General features: G+C 35.0%; 15 protein-coding genes. 2 read left to right on the top strand and 13 right to left on the bottom strand.

Annotated features, from left to right (window positions below):
- Positions 1 to 521 precede the first annotated feature (521 nt).
- Both B7E07_RS02870 and B7E07_RS02865 read left to right on the top strand, forming a co-directional pair.
- Positions 522 to 1157: a YigZ family protein gene (locus tag B7E07_RS02870; RefSeq protein WP_080843978.1), complete on the top strand. Its 636-nt coding sequence runs from the start codon at positions 522 to 524 to the stop codon at positions 1155 to 1157.
- A gap of 139 nt (positions 1158 to 1296) precedes the next feature.
- Positions 1297 to 2367, top strand: coding sequence for an LCP family protein (locus tag B7E07_RS02865; protein WP_080843977.1), 1071 nt, complete (start codon positions 1297 to 1299; stop codon positions 2365 to 2367).
- Positions 2368 to 3140: 773 nt separating this feature from the next.
- On the opposite strand, the gene B7E07_RS02860 is transcribed toward B7E07_RS02865, so the two are convergent.
- The 13 genes from B7E07_RS02860 to B7E07_RS02800 form a co-directional block, all read right to left on the bottom strand.
- The gene (locus B7E07_RS02860; RefSeq protein ID WP_080843976.1) at positions 3141 to 4205 is read right to left on the bottom strand and encodes a glycosyltransferase family 4 protein; all 1065 of its coding nucleotides are present in this window, start codon (positions 4203 to 4205) and stop codon (positions 3141 to 3143) included.
- Between the two features lie 475 nt (positions 4206 to 4680).
- The gene (locus B7E07_RS02855; RefSeq protein WP_080843975.1) at positions 4681 to 5370 is read right to left on the bottom strand and encodes a sugar phosphate nucleotidyltransferase; all 690 of its coding nucleotides are present in this window, start codon (positions 5368 to 5370) and stop codon (positions 4681 to 4683) included.
- A 359-nt stretch (positions 5371 to 5729) separates the two neighbouring features.
- Positions 5730 to 7604: a phosphocholine cytidylyltransferase/choline kinase family protein gene (locus B7E07_RS02850; protein WP_080843974.1), complete on the bottom strand. Its 1875-nt coding sequence runs from the start codon at positions 7602 to 7604 to the stop codon at positions 5730 to 5732.
- A gap of 620 nt (positions 7605 to 8224) precedes the next feature.
- A complete protein-coding gene (galU, locus tag B7E07_RS02845; RefSeq protein ID WP_080843973.1) occupies positions 8225 to 9106 on the bottom strand; it encodes a UTP--glucose-1-phosphate uridylyltransferase GalU in 882 nt (293 codons plus the stop codon).
- 17 nt (positions 9107 to 9123) lie between these two features.
- Positions 9124 to 10359 (bottom strand): glycosyltransferase family 4 protein, encoded by a 1236-nt coding sequence (locus B7E07_RS02840; protein ID WP_257391384.1) that lies wholly within the window; start codon positions 10357 to 10359, stop codon positions 9124 to 9126.
- A gap of 209 nt (positions 10360 to 10568) precedes the next feature.
- Positions 10569 to 12032 carry an O-antigen ligase family protein gene (locus B7E07_RS02835; protein ID WP_080843971.1) on the bottom strand — a complete coding sequence of 488 codons (1464 nt, stop codon included), beginning with the start codon at positions 12030 to 12032 and terminating at the stop codon, positions 10569 to 10571.
- A 20-nt stretch (positions 12033 to 12052) separates the two neighbouring features.
- Complete coding sequence (locus B7E07_RS02830) at positions 12053 to 13120, bottom strand: glycosyltransferase family 4 protein (RefSeq protein ID WP_080843970.1); 1068 nt, start codon at positions 13118 to 13120, stop codon at positions 12053 to 12055.
- Between the two features lie 304 nt (positions 13121 to 13424).
- A complete protein-coding gene (locus B7E07_RS02825; RefSeq protein WP_218970394.1) occupies positions 13425 to 14873 on the bottom strand; it encodes a flippase in 1449 nt (482 codons plus the stop codon).
- 391 nt (positions 14874 to 15264) lie between these two features.
- On the bottom strand, positions 15265 to 16719 hold the full coding sequence (locus tag B7E07_RS02820; RefSeq protein ID WP_080843968.1) for an oligosaccharide flippase family protein: 1455 nt from the start codon (positions 16717 to 16719) through the stop codon (positions 15265 to 15267).
- 291 nt (positions 16720 to 17010) lie between these two features.
- Complete coding sequence (locus B7E07_RS02815) at positions 17011 to 17757, bottom strand: LicD family protein (protein WP_080843967.1); 747 nt, start codon at positions 17755 to 17757, stop codon at positions 17011 to 17013.
- Between the two features lie 40 nt (positions 17758 to 17797).
- Positions 17798 to 18505 (bottom strand): WecB/TagA/CpsF family glycosyltransferase, encoded by a 708-nt coding sequence (locus B7E07_RS02810; protein ID WP_080843966.1) that lies wholly within the window; start codon positions 18503 to 18505, stop codon positions 17798 to 17800.
- 12 nt (positions 18506 to 18517) lie between these two features.
- Positions 18518 to 19798: a nucleotide sugar dehydrogenase gene (locus B7E07_RS02805; protein ID WP_080843965.1), complete on the bottom strand. Its 1281-nt coding sequence runs from the start codon at positions 19796 to 19798 to the stop codon at positions 18518 to 18520.
- Positions 19799 to 20230: 432 nt separating this feature from the next.
- Positions 20231 to 22195, bottom strand: coding sequence for a M14 family zinc carboxypeptidase (locus B7E07_RS02800; protein WP_080843964.1), 1965 nt, complete (start codon positions 22193 to 22195; stop codon positions 20231 to 20233).
- Between the last annotated feature and the right edge of the window lie 238 nt (positions 22196 to 22433).

The following is a 22433-nucleotide window of genomic DNA, read 5'->3' as shown; positions in this document are numbered from 1 at the left end:
CTATACCCTATTTTAACTCGAAAAAATGTTCGTTTCTATATGAGAAAACCGCAAATTGTGCGAAATTCCGCTAAATTCGTTAATTAGTCTCATAATTATTTTCAGATAACGTGCCATTTATCCTATATCTCAGAATACGCATAGCGAAAACGTTATCACTTGAAGAATATTTTTTATTATAACATGGTCCTAAGACATCCATATTAAAGTTTCATTACAATCCTTTTAAAGAAAGCTTACTGAGCAGCAAGCAAGCTATGCGGCGATTGAGTTTTCGCAAGGCTTAAATTACATTTAAATATAGATCCACTCCCTCTAACAAACCATTCTCTCTACTGTGTTATAAATTATGATAGTATAAAAGAAGACATGTTGGATTATGTCGATTTATAATAGGGATACCTGTTCGAATGGAAGACATTTAAAAATCATATGTTTAAAATAAGCAGGCTTACACTCCACCACCGGATAGGGGTCAATTGATGATCAAACATGAAAACAACCGTTAGGAGCGACACTTTATGCTGCCGAGCTATTTAACAGTAAAAGGTTATGGAGAAACTGAAATTGTTATACAAAAATCCCGTTTTATTGCTTTCATCTCTAGAGCAGAAACGGAACAAGAAGCACAGGAATTTATACAAAAAATAAAGAAAGAACACTGGAACGCCACACATAATTGCTCAGCCTATTTAATCGGAGAAAACGATCAAATTCAAAAGGCAAATGATGATGGTGAACCAAGCGGTACCGCTGGCGTGCCGATTCTCGAAGTATTGAAAAAAAGACAGCTAAAAGATACCGTTGCTGTTATTACCCGGTACTTTGGGGGTATTAAATTAGGAGCAGGCGGCTTAATTCGCGCGTACGGAAAAGCGACTTCGGAAGGATTGACAGCGACCGGAATTGTTGAACGGAAACTCATGGCTGTTATGCACACAGCAGTAGATTATACCTGGCTTGGAAAGCTTGAAAATGAGCTGCGTTCCTCCGTTTATACCATTAAAGAGATTCATTATGTAGACAATGTCGAAATAGAAGTATATGTAGAAGAAGATCAAACAGCATCATTCTCGGAATGGATGACCGAATTGACAAATGGACAAGCGCAGATCCGCAAAGGGGTAAGCCTTTATATGGAGGAGCTTGTTCTGTAACACCATAAATCGGAAAATCCCACAACCAAAAAGTGTCTTTAGTTTAAATAAATAATTTTACTATTACGTAAAAAGAATGTAAAATTAACACTAGTTTATACTTAGAAATACATCATTTTATGTCGAAAAGGAGAAAGCAATGTCTGATAATAGACGTTATTATAATAATCAGAAAAGAAAATCAAGAATTAGAAAACGAGTCCTAATCTGGGTACTGCTCCCTATCATGCTCTTAGCCTTAAGTGCAACAGCATATGGCGCATATCTTTATAATAAAGCCTCCTCAGCTATTGAAGATTCATACAAGCCAATAAAAAGGGAGACCAATCGGGCTTCAGCAGCTAAACCTGAGGTAGACAACATCTCTCTCTTAATTATTGGAGTGGATGATAGCAGTGAAAGAGGCTTCAGTAATAGTGCCCGTTCCGACGCTTTACTCGTCGCGACTTTTAACAAGACAAGCAAATCCATAAAGCTATTGAGTATTCCACGTGATTCGTATGTGCATATCCCCAAACTGGGGTATGAAGATAAAATTACCCATGCACACGCCCACGGAGGTCCTTTAACGACAATTGAAACGGTTGAAAATCTACTTGATATCCCAATAGATTATTATGTAAAACTCAATTTTAATGCGTTTATAGACATTGTCGATGCATTAGATGGAATTGAAGTAGACGTTCCTTTTAAATTTTCAGAGCAGAATTCAAGTGATGTCGCAAATGCCATCACATTATTACCAGGAGAACAAATTCTGGATGGTGAAGAAGCCCTTGCCCTTGCACGGACACGTAAGTTAGATAATGATATTGAACGCGGAAAAAGGCAGCAAGAAATACTCAAAGCAATCATAAAAAGATCATTATCCGCAGGGTCAATCACTAAGTATGGAGACGTCATAGACGCTGTTGGAAACAATATGGAGACTGATCTATCATTTGAACAAATGAAATCGTTTATGGATTATGTATCAGGTGGAACATCTCTTAATATCGACAACCTGAATTTAGCTGGAGCAGACATGTACTTGCCAAATTCCAGCGGTATTAATGTTTATTATTACCAGTTGAATGAAGAAAAGTTAGAAGAAGTTAAAACAGAGATGAAAAACCATCTTAACTCTAATACGATAAATACCGAAAAAAATACAATTGACGATCCTGATCAAGAAAACGGTCAAACAGATAGTGAGGATTCTCAGAACTGATGTACGAGCTGCCATATTGGCAGCTTTTTTTATATCTAGACATTATTGAAGAAAAAAACTAATAGTCCTTATAAGATAGCTGACACACAAATCCTATATCTGACTAATAAAAGATATAGGATTACTTAGCTCATTAGAATTATTTAAAACCTAACCATTTCCAAAAATCAGCTTTATAACATCTTCTGCCGCCATCTGTCGTCAACAAAGGGAATAAACCCTCTATATTCGAACAATCATGTTACTTACTAAGATGCTTGCTTGCCATTAACAGTGCCCCTTCCAATCCCTATTGTCCATTCTTGTCTGTATTTTCATATATAGAAATTTAGAGGATGTTTTTATTCTTCATTGAAAAACCCACTGATACACAATCGATTACACTTATGAAAGCCCTGGTCCAAGGGGGAATTCTAAATTAAAAAAGTGAATGCTTTAGAATGGAATGAATAGTTAAGAAGCCAAGTGGAGATAATTTAAACATGTTCTTTGACAACTAATTTGTTAAGCATGTCTTTTTATTCTCTAATTTGTAATCACAGCTGTAAAAGTTAAAGGGTTCTAACAAGCAAGCGGGTATAATTCAATTCAACTTCCGTAATCAATGAACACTCTGTCATTCATGCTTATATGGGATAAGGAGCAGAAACATACGGGTACAAATAAAAAAATCCGAACTATGTTTAAATTCTTCGGTAGAATTTAAGACAGTTCGGATTTTCATTTTCATATTTTACAGCAGACCTTTTTAGCAACTCTAAGGTTCCTTGGCACTAACGGTCTTTCGCAGTAGAATACCGTATATCTTTATATAGTTTCAGGAGCGGTCTATAATTTTTACCGACAAGACCAATTTTTTCTGCTAGCAATTCAATTAATACAAGCAGTGCGATCACAAGCAGAAATGCGCCCCAAAGTTTTGCTTGGGAGAAGATCACCGCAACTAGTCCAAATAAAGCAGCCATCGCATAGATCATTAACACCGTTTGTCGATGTGAATATCCCAACCGCAACAAGCAATGATGCAAATGAGACTTGTCTGCTTCAGATAACGGCTTTTTATTAACAATCCTCCGAATAATAGCATAAAATGTATCGGAGATTGGAACACCAAGTATGATTATTGGTACAATAAAGGAAATCAACGTTACATTTTTGAATCCTAGTAAGGAAAGTACTGCAATCATGTATCCTAAAAAAAGCGCCCCAGTATCACCCATGAATATTTTAGCTGGATGAAAGTTGTAGAACAGGAACCCTAATGTACTGAATAGCACAATGGAGGCAATTGCAATTACATATCCATTCCCCATTATAATCGCCATTCCAGAAATGGTAATTAAGGCAATGGAAGAAACTCCAGCTGCCAGACCGTCTAGTCCGTCAATTAAGTTAATCGCGTTGGTAACACCAATAATCCATAAAACGGTAATTGGAATTGTGAATATACCAAAGTTTAGCTTTTCACCCATAAATGGTATGTTAATAAATTCAACATCAATTCCACCCCATATTACAACAACTAAAGCAGCAGCTAATTGACCAAGAAGCTTGTATTTAGCAGAAATTTCATATTTATCATCTAATATCCCGGTAATGATGATAATGATACTTCCCACTAAAATAGGAAGTGAATATGGACTTTCTGGGCGTAAAATTAAAAAGCCTAATACAAAGCTAATAAAGATCGCTACACCACCTAATCGAGGCATTACCTTTTGGTGTACTTTTCGATGGTTTGGTTTGTCTGTAGCTCCAATTTTATGAGCTAATTTTATTATAAATGGTGTTATTAGTATTGAACATAGGAAGCACAGTATTAGGGTAACGTATAACATGATGCCCTCCTTATTTAAATGATACCCAAGTAACACACTTTCAAATCAGGTATTTATTCTTTATTATCTGCCAATATTTTTCTCTTTGAGCTAACCGAGCATTTACATTTATTGTTTACCAAAATGAATTATATCACAATCTATTTAAATAGCAAAATAATTTTCATTTCCACATTATTCAACAATATACTAGTTTTTTAGAGTTGTTTTTCGATTAAATAAAAAAGAATGTAGGACAATAAGAAAATAATATTTCTAAAACACGAGTTCAATGTCATGGTTTTGGTATTTACACAAGTCCGTTTCATTGCGCTGCGGACCTCGCTTCCCGTGACGTGAAAGCCATCTTCCTCTTCTCCACTTCACTCATCTTTGAAAGGTATATTATAAAATAACAAACAAAAAAATCCGAATGATTAGAAAGTGTTGTACTCTAACCATTCGGATCACTAGGCTGAATACTTATGTATCAGCCTCATTTTTTACTTATTATTTCTTCAACCTTCTCCAAATCATCTACACTATCTATTTCGAAGCTGTCAAATTCTTCTAATGGATGAAGGTAGACATTTAAGTTTGAAAAGTTATTTCTTACCATGTCATCCCAAAATAACTCGTCAAACCCGCCAGACTCGATTGCTTGTTCGAGTTCTTTAACAATATACTCCCCATCCTCCTTACTCCAATATGAAATCCCCGTCATAATATGGTCATTCTCACCATCACCAACGACAATGTTTGTGACACGGCCGTTTTCATCTGTTACTAATTTCCACTCGTTTTGGAAATTAGTTCGGAAGGCTGAGTAATAGGTAGAAACCTTAGGATTTGGATCAATAACATTGTTATTCATATAAATATCCCCCTCAATTACATAAGAGCCAGGAAGGATATCTTTTACCTTATACATAGTATAAATATTATTATAAACATCATATTTTTCGTTCAGTACAAGTTTGACATCATATTTTGCTTTTAAGTAGTCAAATTTATGCGCTAAGTACCCAGTAACAATGGTAATGTCTTCAATACCTTTTTCATGTAAAAATTCAATTTGTCTTTCCAGCATGGGTTTTCCAGCAACCTTTACTAGTGCCTTCGGAGTATCATTTGTTAATGGTCGCAATCGCGTTCCAAGTCCTGCTGCCAATATTATTGCCCTCATTTCTACCCTTTCCCTTCTGTGCTTTTAATTTCTCTTATAATCATCAACCAATAGTAAAGGAATCCAATGATCCCTTCAAACCTTTAGTAGGTACATTATCATATCCTTCTAATTAATTGCTAGGAATACAAATTATTATTTAACTGAATTAAATCAGAGCAAACCGATTTTTTCTAAAGGCTTAAATGAGAAGAAGTGAAAATTCTCACTCAAAGTTCCGGCTTCAGGGAGTGAGACGCATCACCCTTAAGGGGCCTGTTTCCATTTTCCCATCCGTACATCATGCCGTTCAATACAACCAGCAGCCTATTAGAAAAAAATTTAATTAAAAGGATGCCGAGTTTATGGTCGTTCCACTATTATATTTTTCTTATCCCCTTGTATAAAAGGTTATATTCATTAATGTTTTTTTTCACTCTCTGAAATCGATCTTGCCCATAAGTGCCGTAATTTTCTCCACATGCTTCTTTATAGATTGTCCACACTGTCCATAAAAAGTCTGCAAAAATCTTATTAATTAGCATTCGCTGATCCAATTCCTCCGTAAGCTCTCCCTCTAAGTATAATGTTAAAAACCGTCTTTCCTCCTCAGGACTAAAGCCCTCTAAAGTTAAAGTAGCTATATCCCATAAAGGATCATTCATTCCTCCATATTCCCAGTCGATTAAATAGAGCTTTTCATCACCGCTTCTCACAAAATTCTCTGGAATTGTATCATTATGACAGGGTACTTTATTTACTGGAAATAGCTCATAATCCTCCTTAATTTGCATGACTTTTTCTCTTACAGCTTCATATCCTTCATAAAATACACCATTAACCTGGATCGTCAATTGTTCGTACTGACATAATTTATCAAAGAAATCAAAATCATTTGGAATAATTTTATCGGAATCATGAACTTTTCTTAATAAATCCTTTATTAACTGCATCATATCCATGCGTTTAGCTGTTTTTACATTTAGAGTCTCAGCATTAGGGATCATTTTAGAAATCTTCAGGCCGCCATGTTCATCAAAATAGAGGATTTCTGGATACACCCCCATATCAACTGCAATATTTGAATTTATCTTTTCTTCTCTTCTATTTATTAACCGCCCCGTTCCCAGACCTGCTACCCGTACAACCCAATCTTCATCATTAATGATCATTTTGTAATTTTTATTTGTCATGCCGCCAAAAGGCTCTATATGTGTAATAGCTTCGATGTCTATGTTAATCGCCTTGCCTATAGCTTCTTTAAGTTCCTGCTCTTTAATTTGTGCTTCCTTTCTCAATAACATGGGATATACCTTGTCAACAAGTGTATCCAACTGAGAAAGATTATCTACTTCAGCCCAAAACAAATCAGAAATTTTCAAGTAACCGATATTTAACTTTCTCGAAACATCTAACAACATATACTCATAATTCATAAAAGGATTTTTATTGGATTTAAAGTTCTCAAGCATCTCATTGTATACATCGTAAGAAATCTTAGTGACCCCAATCATTTCTCCATCAATTCGATTTAACTGATGTATGTCCTTGGATATCTTATATAAATAATTGTTTTTAATCTCTATATATGCCTCGTCACCTGATCCGCTTTCTTTTGTGATGAGGATGCAGTCACGTTCCTTACTTTCAATAAGTTTCGTAATAGCTTGTTCTTCAATCAGGATATCATCCTCTATAAGAATAAAATCATCATCTACGAATTCTTTAGCAATAGCTAAAGACGCCATAGACCCTGTCCATTCATAATTAGAATTATGTACCAGATGGATATCTGGATTATTAATTAGAAATGGCTGAGCTTCAAGAGACCAGCTTTTAAATCCAGTCACGATTATAACTTTGTTTATGCCATTATTTTTTAATATATTTAAAGTCCTCTTAATCAAGGTCTCATCTTCTCCAATGGAAATAAGACCGGCAGACATATCTAACTCACGCTTTTTCCCAGCAGCCAAGATGACTGCACAGTTTACACGCTTTTCTTCATGATGCATCCTAACCTTAGTCTCTTGAAGCTGCTCTAGTTCAATTTTCATAACTCTCTTCCCTGCTTTTGTAAGGGAATAACGGTGCTTTTTGTGGGATTTTTCAACCTCCAGCAAGCCATTAGAGAGAAGATTACTAATCATATAATTAATCTTGCCTACAGAAACATGACATTTTTCAGCAATTTCCCTTTGACTTAAATCGGGATTATTTGAAATGATATCCATGATTTTGAAGTTATCTACCATAAGTTTTCTCTCCCAAAAAACATTCAAATTTTGAACCCTACAAGCATACCAATTATAAATTTAGTTGTAAATAAGACGCCCATGAAGTTGAAAACATGTAAAAATCTTGTTGATAATTATGGATGATCATTGACAGTAATGGGAACATAAATTCATTTTTCTAAGGTGGTTATCGTTTATAATAATGCTATGTATTGAAACCGGATCACACCTATTTTGAGCGTCTTGCTCATAAATCCCTGAAGCTAATTGTTACCACTGCTAAAGTTCATAAATAATTTATCCAACTCATCTCAAGTTATTTTAAGAGGGTGGGACAAGATTAAGATGTCCATCACGATTACAATTAATCTTACTACTAGTTAAGCTGTTAACGAGCCCGTCTCAATGCGTTATGGACCTTCGCTTTCCGCGGGAAGGAAGAGGAGCCAAATCTTCTTGTCGCTGCCGCTCCTGTAGAGTCTCACCCTTTTCTCTATCTCCCCGCAAGAAAAGGTCCTTTGCCCCATTTCACTCAAGTTAAAAATTCATTTTAAAGCAATAAAAAAACCGAATGATTAGAATATGTTGATTTCTAATCATTCGGATATATTACTGACCTGAATATTTAATTATAGCAACTATTTAATGTTAAATTCATTTTGATATAGACCCTTTAGATAGTCCACTACGTCGGATCTAAGTTCTTCACGTTCTAATGCATACTCGATTGTTGCTTTTAAAAAGCCAAACTTGTCTCCAACATCATAACGTATGCCATCAAAAGCATATGCTAGGACAGATTGGTCAGCTGCCATCATTTTCATGGCATCAGTTAATTGTATTTCTCCACCATGGCCTACATCTACTTTTTCAAGATAATCAAAGATCTGTGGAGTTAATATATATCTTCCCATAATAGCAAAATTAGATGGAGCATTCTCTCTAGGTTTTTCTACCATATCTTTAACTTCTACCAAGTTTAACTGTTGATCTTGGGCAACAGGTTGAATAACTCCATATTTATGCAATTCTGAATCAGACATTATTTTTGTGCCAATCACACTTGTCTCATACTTGTTATACACATTAATTAATTGTTTAAGACAAGGAACCTCACTGTTAACGATGTCATCACCAAGCAGTACAGCAAATGGTTCATTTCCAATAAACCTTCTAGCACAATACACGGCATGTCCTAGGCCAAGGGGCTTTTTCTGGCGTATGTAGTGAATATTAACCATTGAGGATATTTTCTTAACCATGCTTAGCAATTCATCTTTTCCTTTTTCTTCCAACTCCATTTCAAGCTCAATTGAAAAGTCAAAATGGTCTTCAATAGCACGCTTATTTCTGCCTGTGACAATGATAATATCTTCAATTCCCGATTCTACAGCTTCTTCAATGATATATTGAATTGTTGGTTTATCAACAATTGGCAACATTTCTTTTGGCTGTGCTTTTGTTGCAGGAAGGAATCTAGTTCCTAAACCCGCTGCTGGTATTACTGCTTTTTTAATCATATGATCACTGCACCTTTCTACCGCTTAAAGATTTCGACTAACGTCTGCTTAATGTTATTCACTTCGTATCCTTCTGCTGTTATCAAGGCATGTTCTTTCATTTTATCTTGTTCATCTTTACTTAGCTGGGAGTATTTTTCTAATTGCCGGGCTAAAGCATTTGAATCTCCAGGTTCGAAAAATAGTCCGTTTACTTGATCTTGAATATAATCTTTCAATCCGCCAATTCGACTGCCAATGACAGGAACTCCACAGGCCATTGCTTCTAAGCCAACCAGACCTAGGCTCTCACCTTTTCTGGTCGTTGGGAAACAGAATAATTCCAAACAATTATATACCTGGGCAAGCTGCGATTGAGGAAGAAGAGGAAAATAGACTAAATCAGAACGTAACCCCAGACGATCAATCCTATCTTCAAATTCTTTTTGTTGAGCTCCTTTTCCTACGATGAGCATCTTCGTTTGGTCATATGCACCTGTATCTTTTACAGCTTTATAAGCCTCTAAAAAAATATCCCATCCTTTACCAACATCTATTCTGCCAACAAATCCGATGTAGTTATATTCAGCAGATAATTGAAGTTCTTGTCTGATTGTATCCTTATTCTCCATGACACGAAATGTATTTTTGTTTACACCGCCAGAAGGAAAAACAAAGATTTTATCTTTATTTATACCAAACTTCTCAGAAACTAATTCTTTATAGTAATTGGAAGGAGCAATAACTTTAGTGGAACAACTTAATAGCTTCTTTACATAAGGCTGATACTTTTCTTGGGACGCTACTTCCGGAACAACGTCACTGCCATGTACATTAACATATATTTTCACATTCTTTAATCTCTTTAGGAAGAGTAAAGGGTATGCATTATGAGAGGCATAATGTACATAGATAAGATCATTTTTAAGAAATAAACCTTTTAAGATTATCTTTAAATAATACATAATATAATGAATCATTTTTGCAATCTTGTTTGTTTGCTTATACATAACTGCTTTACTAATTTCCCAGCCGTTATCTTTTAAGATTTCCTCTGTGTTTTTAACAAAAACGCCATAGTTAGGATATTCTTTACTTGGGTACATATTTGATACTAAAAAGATCCTCATCGAAAGCTCCTTTTTAATTGCAATGATCAATGTGAGAAATAAGAGTTTAAAATCATCAGCATTAATAGTGTTATGTGATAAATTCAAAATAAAATACGCAAAACTGATGCGTATTTTATCGTTTGGTTCATTTCTAAATTGCAAACATGGTTGCTATGAATTTAAATGAGCAGAAGTTGATTTTTCGCTCCAGGATGTTTGCTTTCTGCGGGGGTGGGCGATAAGCCTCCTCGTAGCTTACACTCCTTCGGGGTCTCACCGTTCCCATTCCTCCCGCAGGAGCCTCACAACTTCCGCTCCAATCAACTAGCCTTTTGTCAATCAGAAAACTTGTCCACAAACAACAAAACAGCCTATAGTTTTGAACTTATCTCATTATTTTTCGCAAAATGGGCAGCCAATCCTAAAATCATGTAAAAGAACATCATAAAGGAATCATTTTCAAGTATGTTATATACACTTCCACCAATCAATGTACTTATAAACAAGAACATTAATAAAGGTGAAAAATAATAGCCCGTCTTTCTCTTCCATACAAATAAAGCCAAAAAGATAAAAGTAGCAAATAGAGCAAGTGTACCAACGATCCCCGTTTCAACTAACACTAAGATATATTGATTATCGGAATAAAAGTCTCGATCAATATTGTAATCTTCATATATAGGTGATGAATAAGATAACGTTGCTGCTCCTCCAAATGTTGCAAATCCACTGCCGATTATTGGATAATCCTTGAAAATTTCTACCCCTTTTTGCACATAGTAAATTCGTCCTGCAGACATACTTTGTTCAAGTGTTGTCTTTGAAAAAGCATCTTTATATCTGTTAGATCCCTTGTTCGAACTCTCGCTTTCCGTATCTCCTGTTTCTTCGTCAGCATAGTTCTGTTCATTTTCAATCACATTGCTATAATAGATATCTGCTCCCCAGTTAATCGAAAAGAATAACATAGTAGAGGCTGCACCTATTATGATGGCTGGAACAATAATTTTCTTTAAGGTTTCTCGGTACAACACTAAATAGATGATGCCAAAGCCAATAGCACATAATAATGCGCCTCTTGAATAGGTCAATAAAATAGTGGTGAAAATAAGGCTTATTCCAATGTAAATATATTTTCTGTTTTTCACACTGACAAGACTAATTAAGTAAATGGAGATAAAAATGGCAATCATCAGGTACAGCGAAAGCTCATTTGGTCCTTTTAGCAAACCATACACACGTACATGATTTGTAGGAGATAACCACCAATTTGTCCATTCTTCAGGCATTAATAACGTCTTATCCGAGATTTTCTCCACAAAGCCTTGTAACGATAACACAACAGCTAATAGGAACGTTAATAGAGCATATTTTTTGATATTAAATTCGGAATAGTCCATTCTTTTTAATACATAGAATAGGATATAAAACAATAAATAAGCTCTTAATTGGAAAATGATAGCTGTCAGGGATACATCTGTCAATAGGGCAGAGATGGATCCGATCACACAAAATAATAAGAAAGCAATCTCAAATTTATTAAATACAAACAATTGTTTCACATTTTTTCTATAATCAAATACTGTTCTTACTAATAATGCAAAGACAATTGCATCACCTATTACTTTAAAACCTGGATTAACCGTGATTAAGAACGGCCTCACTGGTATATACATTAATAAGAACATAATTCCAAGCGACTTATTACTCAAAGTACCGATAGCCAGCAAAAGGCAAATGATTGCAGCTAACATAGAATGATTAAATACTAGCCCTACTATCACTAATATGACTGAGCTTAAAAGAATTATATTCTCTCTAGTGATTTTCAACATATTTCTTACCCCTACTATTTTTATTTATCCTTATATACTTTAGAAAGATCCTTCATCATCTTCGTTGATTCAAAATGGGTCATAAAGTGCTTATACCCATTTTCAATAATATGCTGATTATTCATCTTATTCATTAATACATCAGATAATTTTGAAGCCAACCCTTCTGTATCCCCATAGTTAACCAAATATCCTGTTTGTCCATTTATAATAACCTCTGGTAAGCCTCCGACATCCGTTGCAATGACCAGCTTAGAATAAGCCAAAGCCTCAATGGCTACATACGATAAAGCTTCGTTCTTAGAAGGTACAACTATTATATCACTATTTAAATAAATTAGATCCTTGTTTGTAGTATAACCTTTAAAGGACACATAATCCTCTAACTTCATTAACTTTACCTTATTTACCAAATCGTCTTTTTCAGGTCCATCCCCATATAAGTAGCACTTCCACTTTAGTGAAGGATTTTCTAATTTTATTTTTGCCAGAGCGTCAATCAAAAAGTCCTGCCCTTTTTCGTTCCTTAACCTGCCAATTGCAGTAATGACAGGAGGGTCATGGGTTATAGCCATAGAATGACGATCCAAGTGAGCCGGCATGTCTATTCCATTATAAATCACTTTGATTTTTTGTTCAGGAATTCCCTTTTCTATTAGCCGGTCCTTCATAAAGTGCGAAACCGCAATAACCTTCTTATTCATTCGGGTAACTATGCGGTTGAGAAATCTTACATTTTTGCCCATAGGCACATCTACATGATATGTCCAAATGACATTAACCTTAGCACCCATCAGTACAGCAAGAATAGAAATATAATTCTCTCTTAGAAACTGAGCATGAACGATCGTAGCCTGTTCATCTGCAATGATTTTTTTCAAACGTTTCGCTGCTTTAAAATCAAAAGGATTTTTCATATCGACTTGGTGTATACTTGTCCCTGTTTCTTCAAACTTTTTAAGTCCTGGCCCGCTTTGGGAGTAAACAAATACACAGTTTTCTGGTCCATAGTAGCGAATTAAATCCAAAACATATTTTTCTGTGCCGCCATCACCAGTATAATTTAATATAAAAAGTACTTTATCCAAAAAATCGCCTCTGTTTTACTTGAATTTTGTCTTTATAAATATAGAAAATCAAATAAAATGTTATCTTGTATTACTATAAAAATCAAGAATACTAGGCAACATTTTAAAGTTTGATTTTCAACCAGGGCGTATAACGATAGAAATGCTCATGACTCCCAAATGTACTGCTTAATACCTTTCACACTTCAAATAAGAACATTTGAGCCTAATATTTATCGACCCGTGAGTGTTCATCAGCTAACATTCAATTTTCCCTTATATGCTATTACAGCTATGAAATGTTTCCAATTTTTTAAAATGCGAATTAGTTCGATCTCCGTATTTTTTTCAATAAAGGAAGTACTTGCTGATCTTTCGTAATAAACAATAAACCAAGATAAATAATCAGCCCGATTATAATTTCAGCACCCATACGAATAAAATTTACAGAAATTCGTTTGAAAGCGAATTCAAGTAAGAATAAACTAGTGAACATGATAAAGCCCATTAAAAAATATCTTAAGACGTACTGTTTAAATAGGCGTCCAAATTCAAATTCCCTTCTCAGAAACCAAACTTGAATGAGAAGAATGATTGCTTCAGTAATCAGAGTAACAGCCGCAGCACCAACTGCTCCGTAATAAGGAATGAATAGTATATTAAATACAAAATTGACGATTGCCCCTATGACGATGGGACACGTATACGCCTTATTCATTTGCAGAGGCACTAGATACCAAGAGCCAAACACCACTCCTAATGCCTTAAAAATGATAGTAGGCGCCATTATAATACTGATTAGAATACTTTCCTGAAAATTATCTCCCATAAACCAGATGATAAATTCATCCGCTATAATGATATACCCAAACACAAGCGGAAAGACTAAAATTAAAGTAATAATTAACCCCTTATTCACTACTTCTTTTAGGACCGAAAGCTGATTATTAGCTATTAGATTAGAAGCCCTAGGAAGCATGACGATCCCTGTAGCATTTATAAGTGATGTAATCATGAAAACAACTTTATATGCCTGGTCATAATATCCAACATCTTCAGTTGTAGATAATATACCAATCATCGTTTTATCCATTACAGAGTAAATTAATGCTGAAAAACTCGGAATGAAAAGGATAAGCATCCCTATTAAATGCGGCTTGTATCTCACGATCGAAATCCCTGCGGCAAATCGAACATATTTGAACAATCCCCACAATAAAAATAAATTCCCTAATAAGACGGATAGGCCCATGATTATAGTATACTTATTTATATCTGCTGACGTTTGTACAAAAATAAAAACGCACCCAAAACCAAGAAGTTTGATTAAAATATTTCTTACCACAACTTTTGAGAACTTCTCAAGGCCTTGGAAAAGCCAAGTAACATCTATGGCAGCACCAATTATATGAATGAGTTGTAAATAAAATACAACATCATTATCAAAGTAGCGATTGCACAAAATTGCATAAAGAATTCCTGCAACAGTCATTAAGCTAAACCTTAGAACCAAAATTTCCGTAAAAACCTTATTAAGTTCTTCCTGGTTGTCTTTTATTTTAGCAACAGCTCTCACAGCATATAAATTCGAACCTAACAAAAAAATACTAATCACAAGAGTAACAATTGAAAAACTGTAGCTATAATGACCGACACCGCCTGGACCGAGAACACGTGTTATATACGGTATAGTTAAGAAAGGTAATCCTAATAAGATAAACTGCTGAATAATGACATACATGAAATTTTTATTTAATTTATTTATTTTGATCACGCCTAACGATAGTAGTAGACAGCAGTTTAAGTGTATCAAAAGAAAATATTAAAAATACTTCAATTAAGTAAATGTTTAGTAAAGTATTGTGAACTTGTAAATTTTTAGAGAAGGCTATCATCGCAAACTTAATTGTTATTCCTTATATGATTAAAGTACCCCACTTCAAAAACCTCGCATTCCGGCGGGGCGGACGCTGAGCATCCATGCCCGCAGAAGTCTCGAATTCTTTCGTTTCATTCAACAGAGATACAACTAAAATGCCCTTTAAAAAGTATTACTAAAAACAACATTCTTTCAGAAACATTTATTAAACACATCGTACTATTCCATTAAGCAAAATCAGACATACCTTATATATACTAATCCTGAGCAATTAATACTTTAATTATCATTTTTTCACTCTTGCTTTCACCTTATCAATAAGAATTGTCAATATTTCATCTTTAGTGAAAATCAAAATCAATAAATACAGAATAGCACTTATAAATATGATAACAAAGAATGATTCAAATGTTCCAGTTATCACCATTCTAATTGCATATGCTACTGGAACAAATAATAAGGCATAAAATAAATATTTCATTTTTGTCATATCAAACAGTGCAATCGGAACTTTGATCACTCTTCTTATATAGTAGTATTCCAGACATACTAGAATGACATTGGCAACCGCAGTTGTGATAATTGCCGTTAATGCTGTAAACACATTTAATTGAATGAGCAATACATCTAAAAATAAATTAATAAAGCCACAAAGGAAAATAAAGTATACTAATATTTTCTCTCTTTGCTTTATATAGATGACTTGATTTGCAAGTATTGACTCTATTCCTACTGTAATCATGTACAATGAAAAGACAGCTAAAACTGGTCCAGCATTAACAAATTCCTGCCCTCCATAGACAACAACACCTATGTCAGATATCACAAATAAACCGATCGAAGCTGGAAATAGAATAGTGAAGTAAATTTTAACAACCCTATTTAATAATGATAGATATACTTCTTCGGAATTTTCCCCCTGCAGAAAAGATAGTCTTGGAATGGTTACTTGTATAATTCCGATCATAATCGCATTAATCAGCGTCATGATTTGCTGCGACATCGCATAGTAGGATACCGAGACGTCATTTACAAATTCTCCAAGAAGAAAACGGTCTAATTGAGAATACAGTACATTTGCATTCGAAAATATCACTACTAAAAACAACGGACGCAAATGCTTTTTAATGGTGATATTTTTAAAATGAAACTTTACTTTACGCTTTACATAAATAAAGCTAATTATATTATTTAGCAATGTCGAAAACACCAGCAACAATGCAAATATTAAATAGTCATCTGAATGATTAACAAAAGTAAATAATAGAACAACATAAAATATTTTCACGACAATTGTCTTAATGGTGATAAAATCATAATCCTCAAAAGCTTCATTGATCCATTCGACATAGAATATATTCAAAATGAAATTAATAGATAACACCATTAAGATGGGGAAAATCACATCTTGTCCATAGCCTAAATATGTGACAATGAAAAAGACAAGCAGTGCTCCAAAATTCGTCACTAAACTAAGAACAAATAAGCTGGAAAACATTTGAGAAACCTTCTGCTTATCATTCTTAATTCTGCTAAGCTCTCTAATTCCATACTGGTAAATACCAAAAGACGCAAAAATAAAGAAGTAATTAAAGATTGATTCAGCGAACTTTACACTGCCAATTGATTCTGCTCCTAAAGTTCGGTAAACATATGGCCCAATAATAATTGGCAGCATAAGATTAAAGAAATTTAGGATGATCTTATAAAAAGCGTTTTTCATTAAAGATTTTTTTTTCATTTTATATTACCTGTCCTTCTTAAGAAACGCACAAGCACCTCACTACACCATGGAGAACAGATGATTTTGCGCTATGTCCTGCCGCAGCATCTGCAAAGCCCATATCTTGTAAGTCTTAAGCATAAAGTCGGTCTGATCAAAATGCTTTTCTTTAACCATTCAAAATAAATTGGCTGATAAGCAGGAAGGTCTAGGCGCTAGATTCAAACACTGAAAATGTTTAAAAAGTTACTCACCCTTCTAAAAAGAAGCTTCATCCTAATGGATGAAGCATACTTTATTGAAATGAAATTAAATATATTCTCTAACTACTGCTACGTCGTTCCCAACAAAAGTAATATTACTATCCTCGAGCTCTGAGGTATGGAAATTTTCATTAACGATCAAATAGGTTTCCCCATAATTGTCTTTAAGGTACGTATCAAAGTTAACTGGAACTTTGAAGCTGTGTCCCTTAAACATATACTCCATTAGACCTTCAAACGTTGTAGTTGTAATATTAGTCGTATATCCTTTTGCTAACTGAAAGTCCTTGAAGTTTTCAAATTCAATTTTAGGGCCAATTTCACAGAAGTAACACCAAATTTTATTATTCTCACCTTGATGATAGTAGAAGAAATCAATGTGAACTCCCTTATAATCGTATGCTTCTTCAATAATCACATCATCAATTATATATTGTTTAAATCTCGTGAAACCTTTACTTAGTAGATATTCTGCGAGTCGGTTTTTTTTCTCTTCCGAAATATCAAATGTTCCAATATCAAGGTCGTTGTCATGAGCTATAAAGTCATTATCCCTGATAGCACCTAATAAAGTTCCATAATCCAACCAGAAATCATGATCAATCTTAGCAAACGCCTCTTTCACATACAAAAGCGTTTGTAAACCACTTACATGGACATTAGCTTTCATTTTATTCACTCTGTATAGATCATACTTTTGTTTCAGAGGACGCAATACTTTGTTGTTTTTTGCTTTTTCATACCCCGCACTTGTTCGTATCTGTTTTAAAACTTTATCTATTAACCCCGCCACATCAAACACCTTATTCCTTTCAAGCGTAAACTTCTATTAATTATTTCTTCAACGCACTAATAAGAAACTTAGGTAAGATCATTTGCCGTTTTATACGCCAAGGCTCCTTTAATAACCGGTAAAACCATTCCAATCCATACTTCTGAAATACCTCGGGAGCTCTATTGATATCACCTGAAATCACATCAAACGAACCACCCACACCTTGATAAACGGTAGGATGTAATTGGTTCATTTTTTTCGTAATCCAATACTCTTGTTTCGGACTGCCCAAGGCTACGAAAAGGATATCAGCCTTGCTCTCATTAATTGCATTTTCAATCAGCTGTTCATCCTTCTCATAACCATCTATTGTACCCACAATTTTAATGTTAGGGTATCGCCGTTCTAACTCTTGCTTAGCGGTTTGAGCAACACCCGGCGAACCCCCATATAGGAAAATTCTTTTATTATTATTAGCAGCTTCTTCACATAAACGTAGCATCATATCTATGCCCGTTACCCGATCCCTAATGTTACCTCTTTTTAACTTCGAGGCAATGATAATTCCAACACCATCTGGAATTTGGTAATCAGCACTGTTTAATAGCTTTTTTAATTCCTGATCTTCCTGTGCTTTCATTATTTTCTCTGGATTAATGGCTACGATAAAGCTCTTCTGTTTCTTATCAATATTCTCAATAAGAATAGTAGATAAATCATTGTAATTATATCTGCAAACATCAATTCCCATTATATTTTCTTTCATCATGTCACCTATTCAGATAGATTTACCAGCAGCGTCTCCAAGTAATCTAACCCTGAATCCAGCTGATTCCCACTTTTGTCGATCCAGACAATTTTTTGTATCTAAAATGATTTTAGAGCGTACCATGTTAGCTAGTTCATTTGGATCTAATTCCTTAAATTCTGAATGTGCTGTTAAAACGACAATTAAATCACTATGGGTCACAGCATCAGAAAGATTATTCGTTTGGTTATCCAACTTCATCTCATGAATATGAGGGTCGTAAGCAACCGTCTTAATATTTAATTCAGCTAAATGATTTAGCACATCTAACGAAGGACTTTCCCGCATATCATCAATATCCGCTTTAAAAGATAATCCCAACACAGCAACCTTTGGATTATGAATGCTCTCTTGAGCGCAAATATCCTGAACCATTTTTGCAGTGAATTCAGGCATTCCATCATTTGTTTTTCTTGCTAAATTGATAATCTCAGCATTTTGCTTATCCAATTCAACTAAGAACCAAGGATCTACAGCTATACAATGCCCGCCTACCCCAGGACCTGGCTGGTGAATGTTAACTCTCGGATGGTGGTTAGCCAAGGAAATGGCTTCCCATACATTCACACCAATATTCTCACTGATTTTGGCCAGCTCATTGGCAAATGCAATATTGACATCACGATACGTATTTTCAATTACTTTAACCATCTCAGCTGTCGTTGCATTTGTAATGAAAATTTCACCTTTTACAAAGGTACGATATAAGTCAGCTGTCATTTGTGAAGACTCTTGATTCACACCACCAACAATGCGGCTATTATTAACAAGCTCTTCAAACACATGGCCAGGTATAACCCGTTCTGGAGAATGCGATACAAATAGATCAACACCAATCTCCAAATCACTTTCTTTAAGGATAGGAATCATAATATCCTGTACCGTTCTTGGTGGAACAGTCGATTCTAAAATGACTAAATCGCCTTTCTTAACATAAGGAAGGATTGACCTAGTTGCATCTTGAACATATTTTAAATTAGCAGATTTATCTTCATTAATAGGAGAAGGCACAGCAATAATAAAGACATCAGCCTCGACAGGTGTAGTTGATGCAGTAAAGTTTCCGCTGTCAACTGCTGTAATTAATCTTTCTTCTAAACCGTTTTCTTCTATTGTAATTTCTTTTTTATTTATTTGAGCAACTACTGAAGCATTCACATCTACTCCATGTACTTTTTTTCCATGGTTTGCAAACATGACAGAAGTAGGCAGGCCGATATAACCTAGTCCAATTACACAAATCTTTTCCATTGTTTTTCTTCCTTTCCAAAATAAAAAATTAACCCTGTGTTAATCCCTTTAAGAACCACTAATAAATGATTAAAAATAGTTAAATAGGAGGGTTAAAGACAAAAAGAAAATGTTCATACCCTTTTTACAATTGAAAAACCACATCAAAAATAGTGTAGTTCATTCAGCAATTTCACTTGCTGAATGAATACAATTTCCCCCAAAGGATTAGAAGGGTTTAAAAGCAACATTATTTAAGACCGAACTTGAAAGAATATTTCTATTTAATGTTTATATAATGTAAATACAAGCTAAATAATGAACGAACTTCTAGTCGAATTATGACACTAAAATTAGGTAAAAGCAAATTACAATTTCATTTCTTCGACAAGCTTTTACATTTAGGATTTGAGCTTATCTATTGAGGATCCTAATAAACATAATTCTTATCTTTTAATATTTTTCAGATTCTTTCGCAAGCATTAACCCCGCTGCTTTATTCTGCTGCCATATTTTATCAAAATTCTTGACAGGGACAGGTTTTCCATAAGTATATGGGGAAATTTCCGGTGTAAAACCAGGCAGCTTAATGTCTTGTACAAACCAATCTGTATATCCGCCGCCACTTGGATTTGGCGTTGCCCTGACCAATGAATAACTAGTTAAACCCCCATATTTTGCAGCCAAGGCGTAATCTCTAGTATATTCATATCCCTTTTGATTGAAATACCAATATAAAATTTCGCCAGATGAATGGTAGGCAACAGCAGTTTTAAAATCGTGTGCTAGTGTAAAGTCATAAATTGCTTTTGCCTCTGGTTCACTTAGGGGAGAATAGCCTTTAAAATTTTGGGTTGAAGGGACACCTGGATTACCTTTGATGTTCTCCCAATCTGCCGGGTATTGACGATTTAAATCAACTCCGCGTATATTAGCCTTCCAGCCTGAAAAATCCGTATTATAATTATTTAGCGCTAATACATAATTAGGGTTTTTAGCACTTTTATGTCCTTTTTGAACAAGCGTAACTCCATCTGGATTTACCATTGGAACAAACCAAATAGATGTTTGATTCAGGATTGATCCAGTATAATACCCTGCAAAAGGACGATTATCTGCATAGGCTGCAGCATATTGATCGAGCATTTCCATTAAGAGGTTAGTCGTAAGATGCTCTCTGGCGTGATGGGAACCATTAAGGAATATCTCCCTTTTCCCCTTGCCAAGTTTAACCGCAATGATATCTCTTCCATCAACTGATTTCCCTATAACCTCTGTATGAATGAAATCAGGATAAGTATTTTTAAATTCGTTGATATCCGTGACCATTTGTTCATATGTATACACCGTTTTAGGATTTACAATATCCGGAAGCCACTTGCCGCTATACCCAACGTAATAGCTGCCAATTTTTGTGTTAGCAGCCATGGCGCCACTGCCAAAAGAGTAATACCATTCTCCATCCACCGTATACCATCCAGTGAGCATAGCTCCACTATTATTTAAGTAATACCAATGATAACCAACCTTCACCCAGCCTGTCGCCATCTTTCCACTTTGCATCAGGTAATACCATTTATTTTGGTCTTTCAACCAGCCTTTTTTCATCGCTCCACTGCTGTCCATGAAATACCATTGGCCGGCTTCGTTTATCCAGCCGGTCACCATAGCTCCACTTTGATTCATGTAATACCACTTATACTGATCATATACCCAGCCGGTCGCCATTTTCCCGCTGCTCATAAGGTAATACCATTTATTTTGGTCTATTAACCAGCCTTTTTTCATCGCTCCGCTGCTGTCCATAAAATACCATTGGCCTGCTTCGTTTACCCAGCCGGTCACCATAGCTCCACTTTGATTCATGTAATACCACTTATATTGATCATATACCCAGCCTGTCGCCATTTTCCCGCTGCTCATAAGGTAATACCATCTATTTCGGTCCTTTATCCAGCCTTTTTTCATTGCTCCGCTTTTATCAAAGAAATACCATGTTTCTTCTATGAAATACCATCCATTCGAAAGCATGATTCCATTGTCGTTCAGATAATATTGTTTGCCTTGATCTGTAACCCAGGCAGTTTGTCTAGCACCAGTTTCATATGAAAAATAAGACCATCCTTCCGCAAACTCAACCCAGCCTGACTGACGCTCTCCCGTTTCAGGATGCAAATAGTAGACACCCTCTTCCAACTCAAGAAGTCCCTTACTCTTTACATTTTCAATATAGTAGTACCAATCACCATCTATTTCCACCCAACCGATTTGACTAGTCTCCTGAAGATTTTGATTAGCATCTACCTGACTTGATTCCTCTTTCGTATTAATCTCATGAATATTCACTTCCTCTGCATGTGCAAATGAAGCTATCGAAATGAATCCGCCGAATATCAAAGCAGCTACTGTTTTTTTCATAGTTTCCTCCTGCCTATTTATTTTACTCTATGAATTATACCAAAATATTTTATAAGATTTATAGAATTGTGACAATGTTTTACTGTAATGAACAGTTTAAAAAGAAACTTAGTATAAAGAAGAAAGAGGTGAGAAAAAAATAAAAAGACTATCCCTATATACGACTAATCAAAGCATTCAGCAAGCAGTAAAACCAGTCCTTTCCATTGCGCTGCGGAATCTTTTTTCTCTCGGAATA

It is taken from the genome of Cytobacillus gottheilii (genome assembly GCF_900166665.1).
Taxonomy (GTDB): domain Bacteria; phylum Bacillota; class Bacilli; order Bacillales; family Cytobacillaceae; genus Cytobacillus; species Cytobacillus gottheilii_A.
Note: the sequence above shows the minus strand (reverse complement) of the source record. Positions and strands in the feature narration are given on the sequence as shown.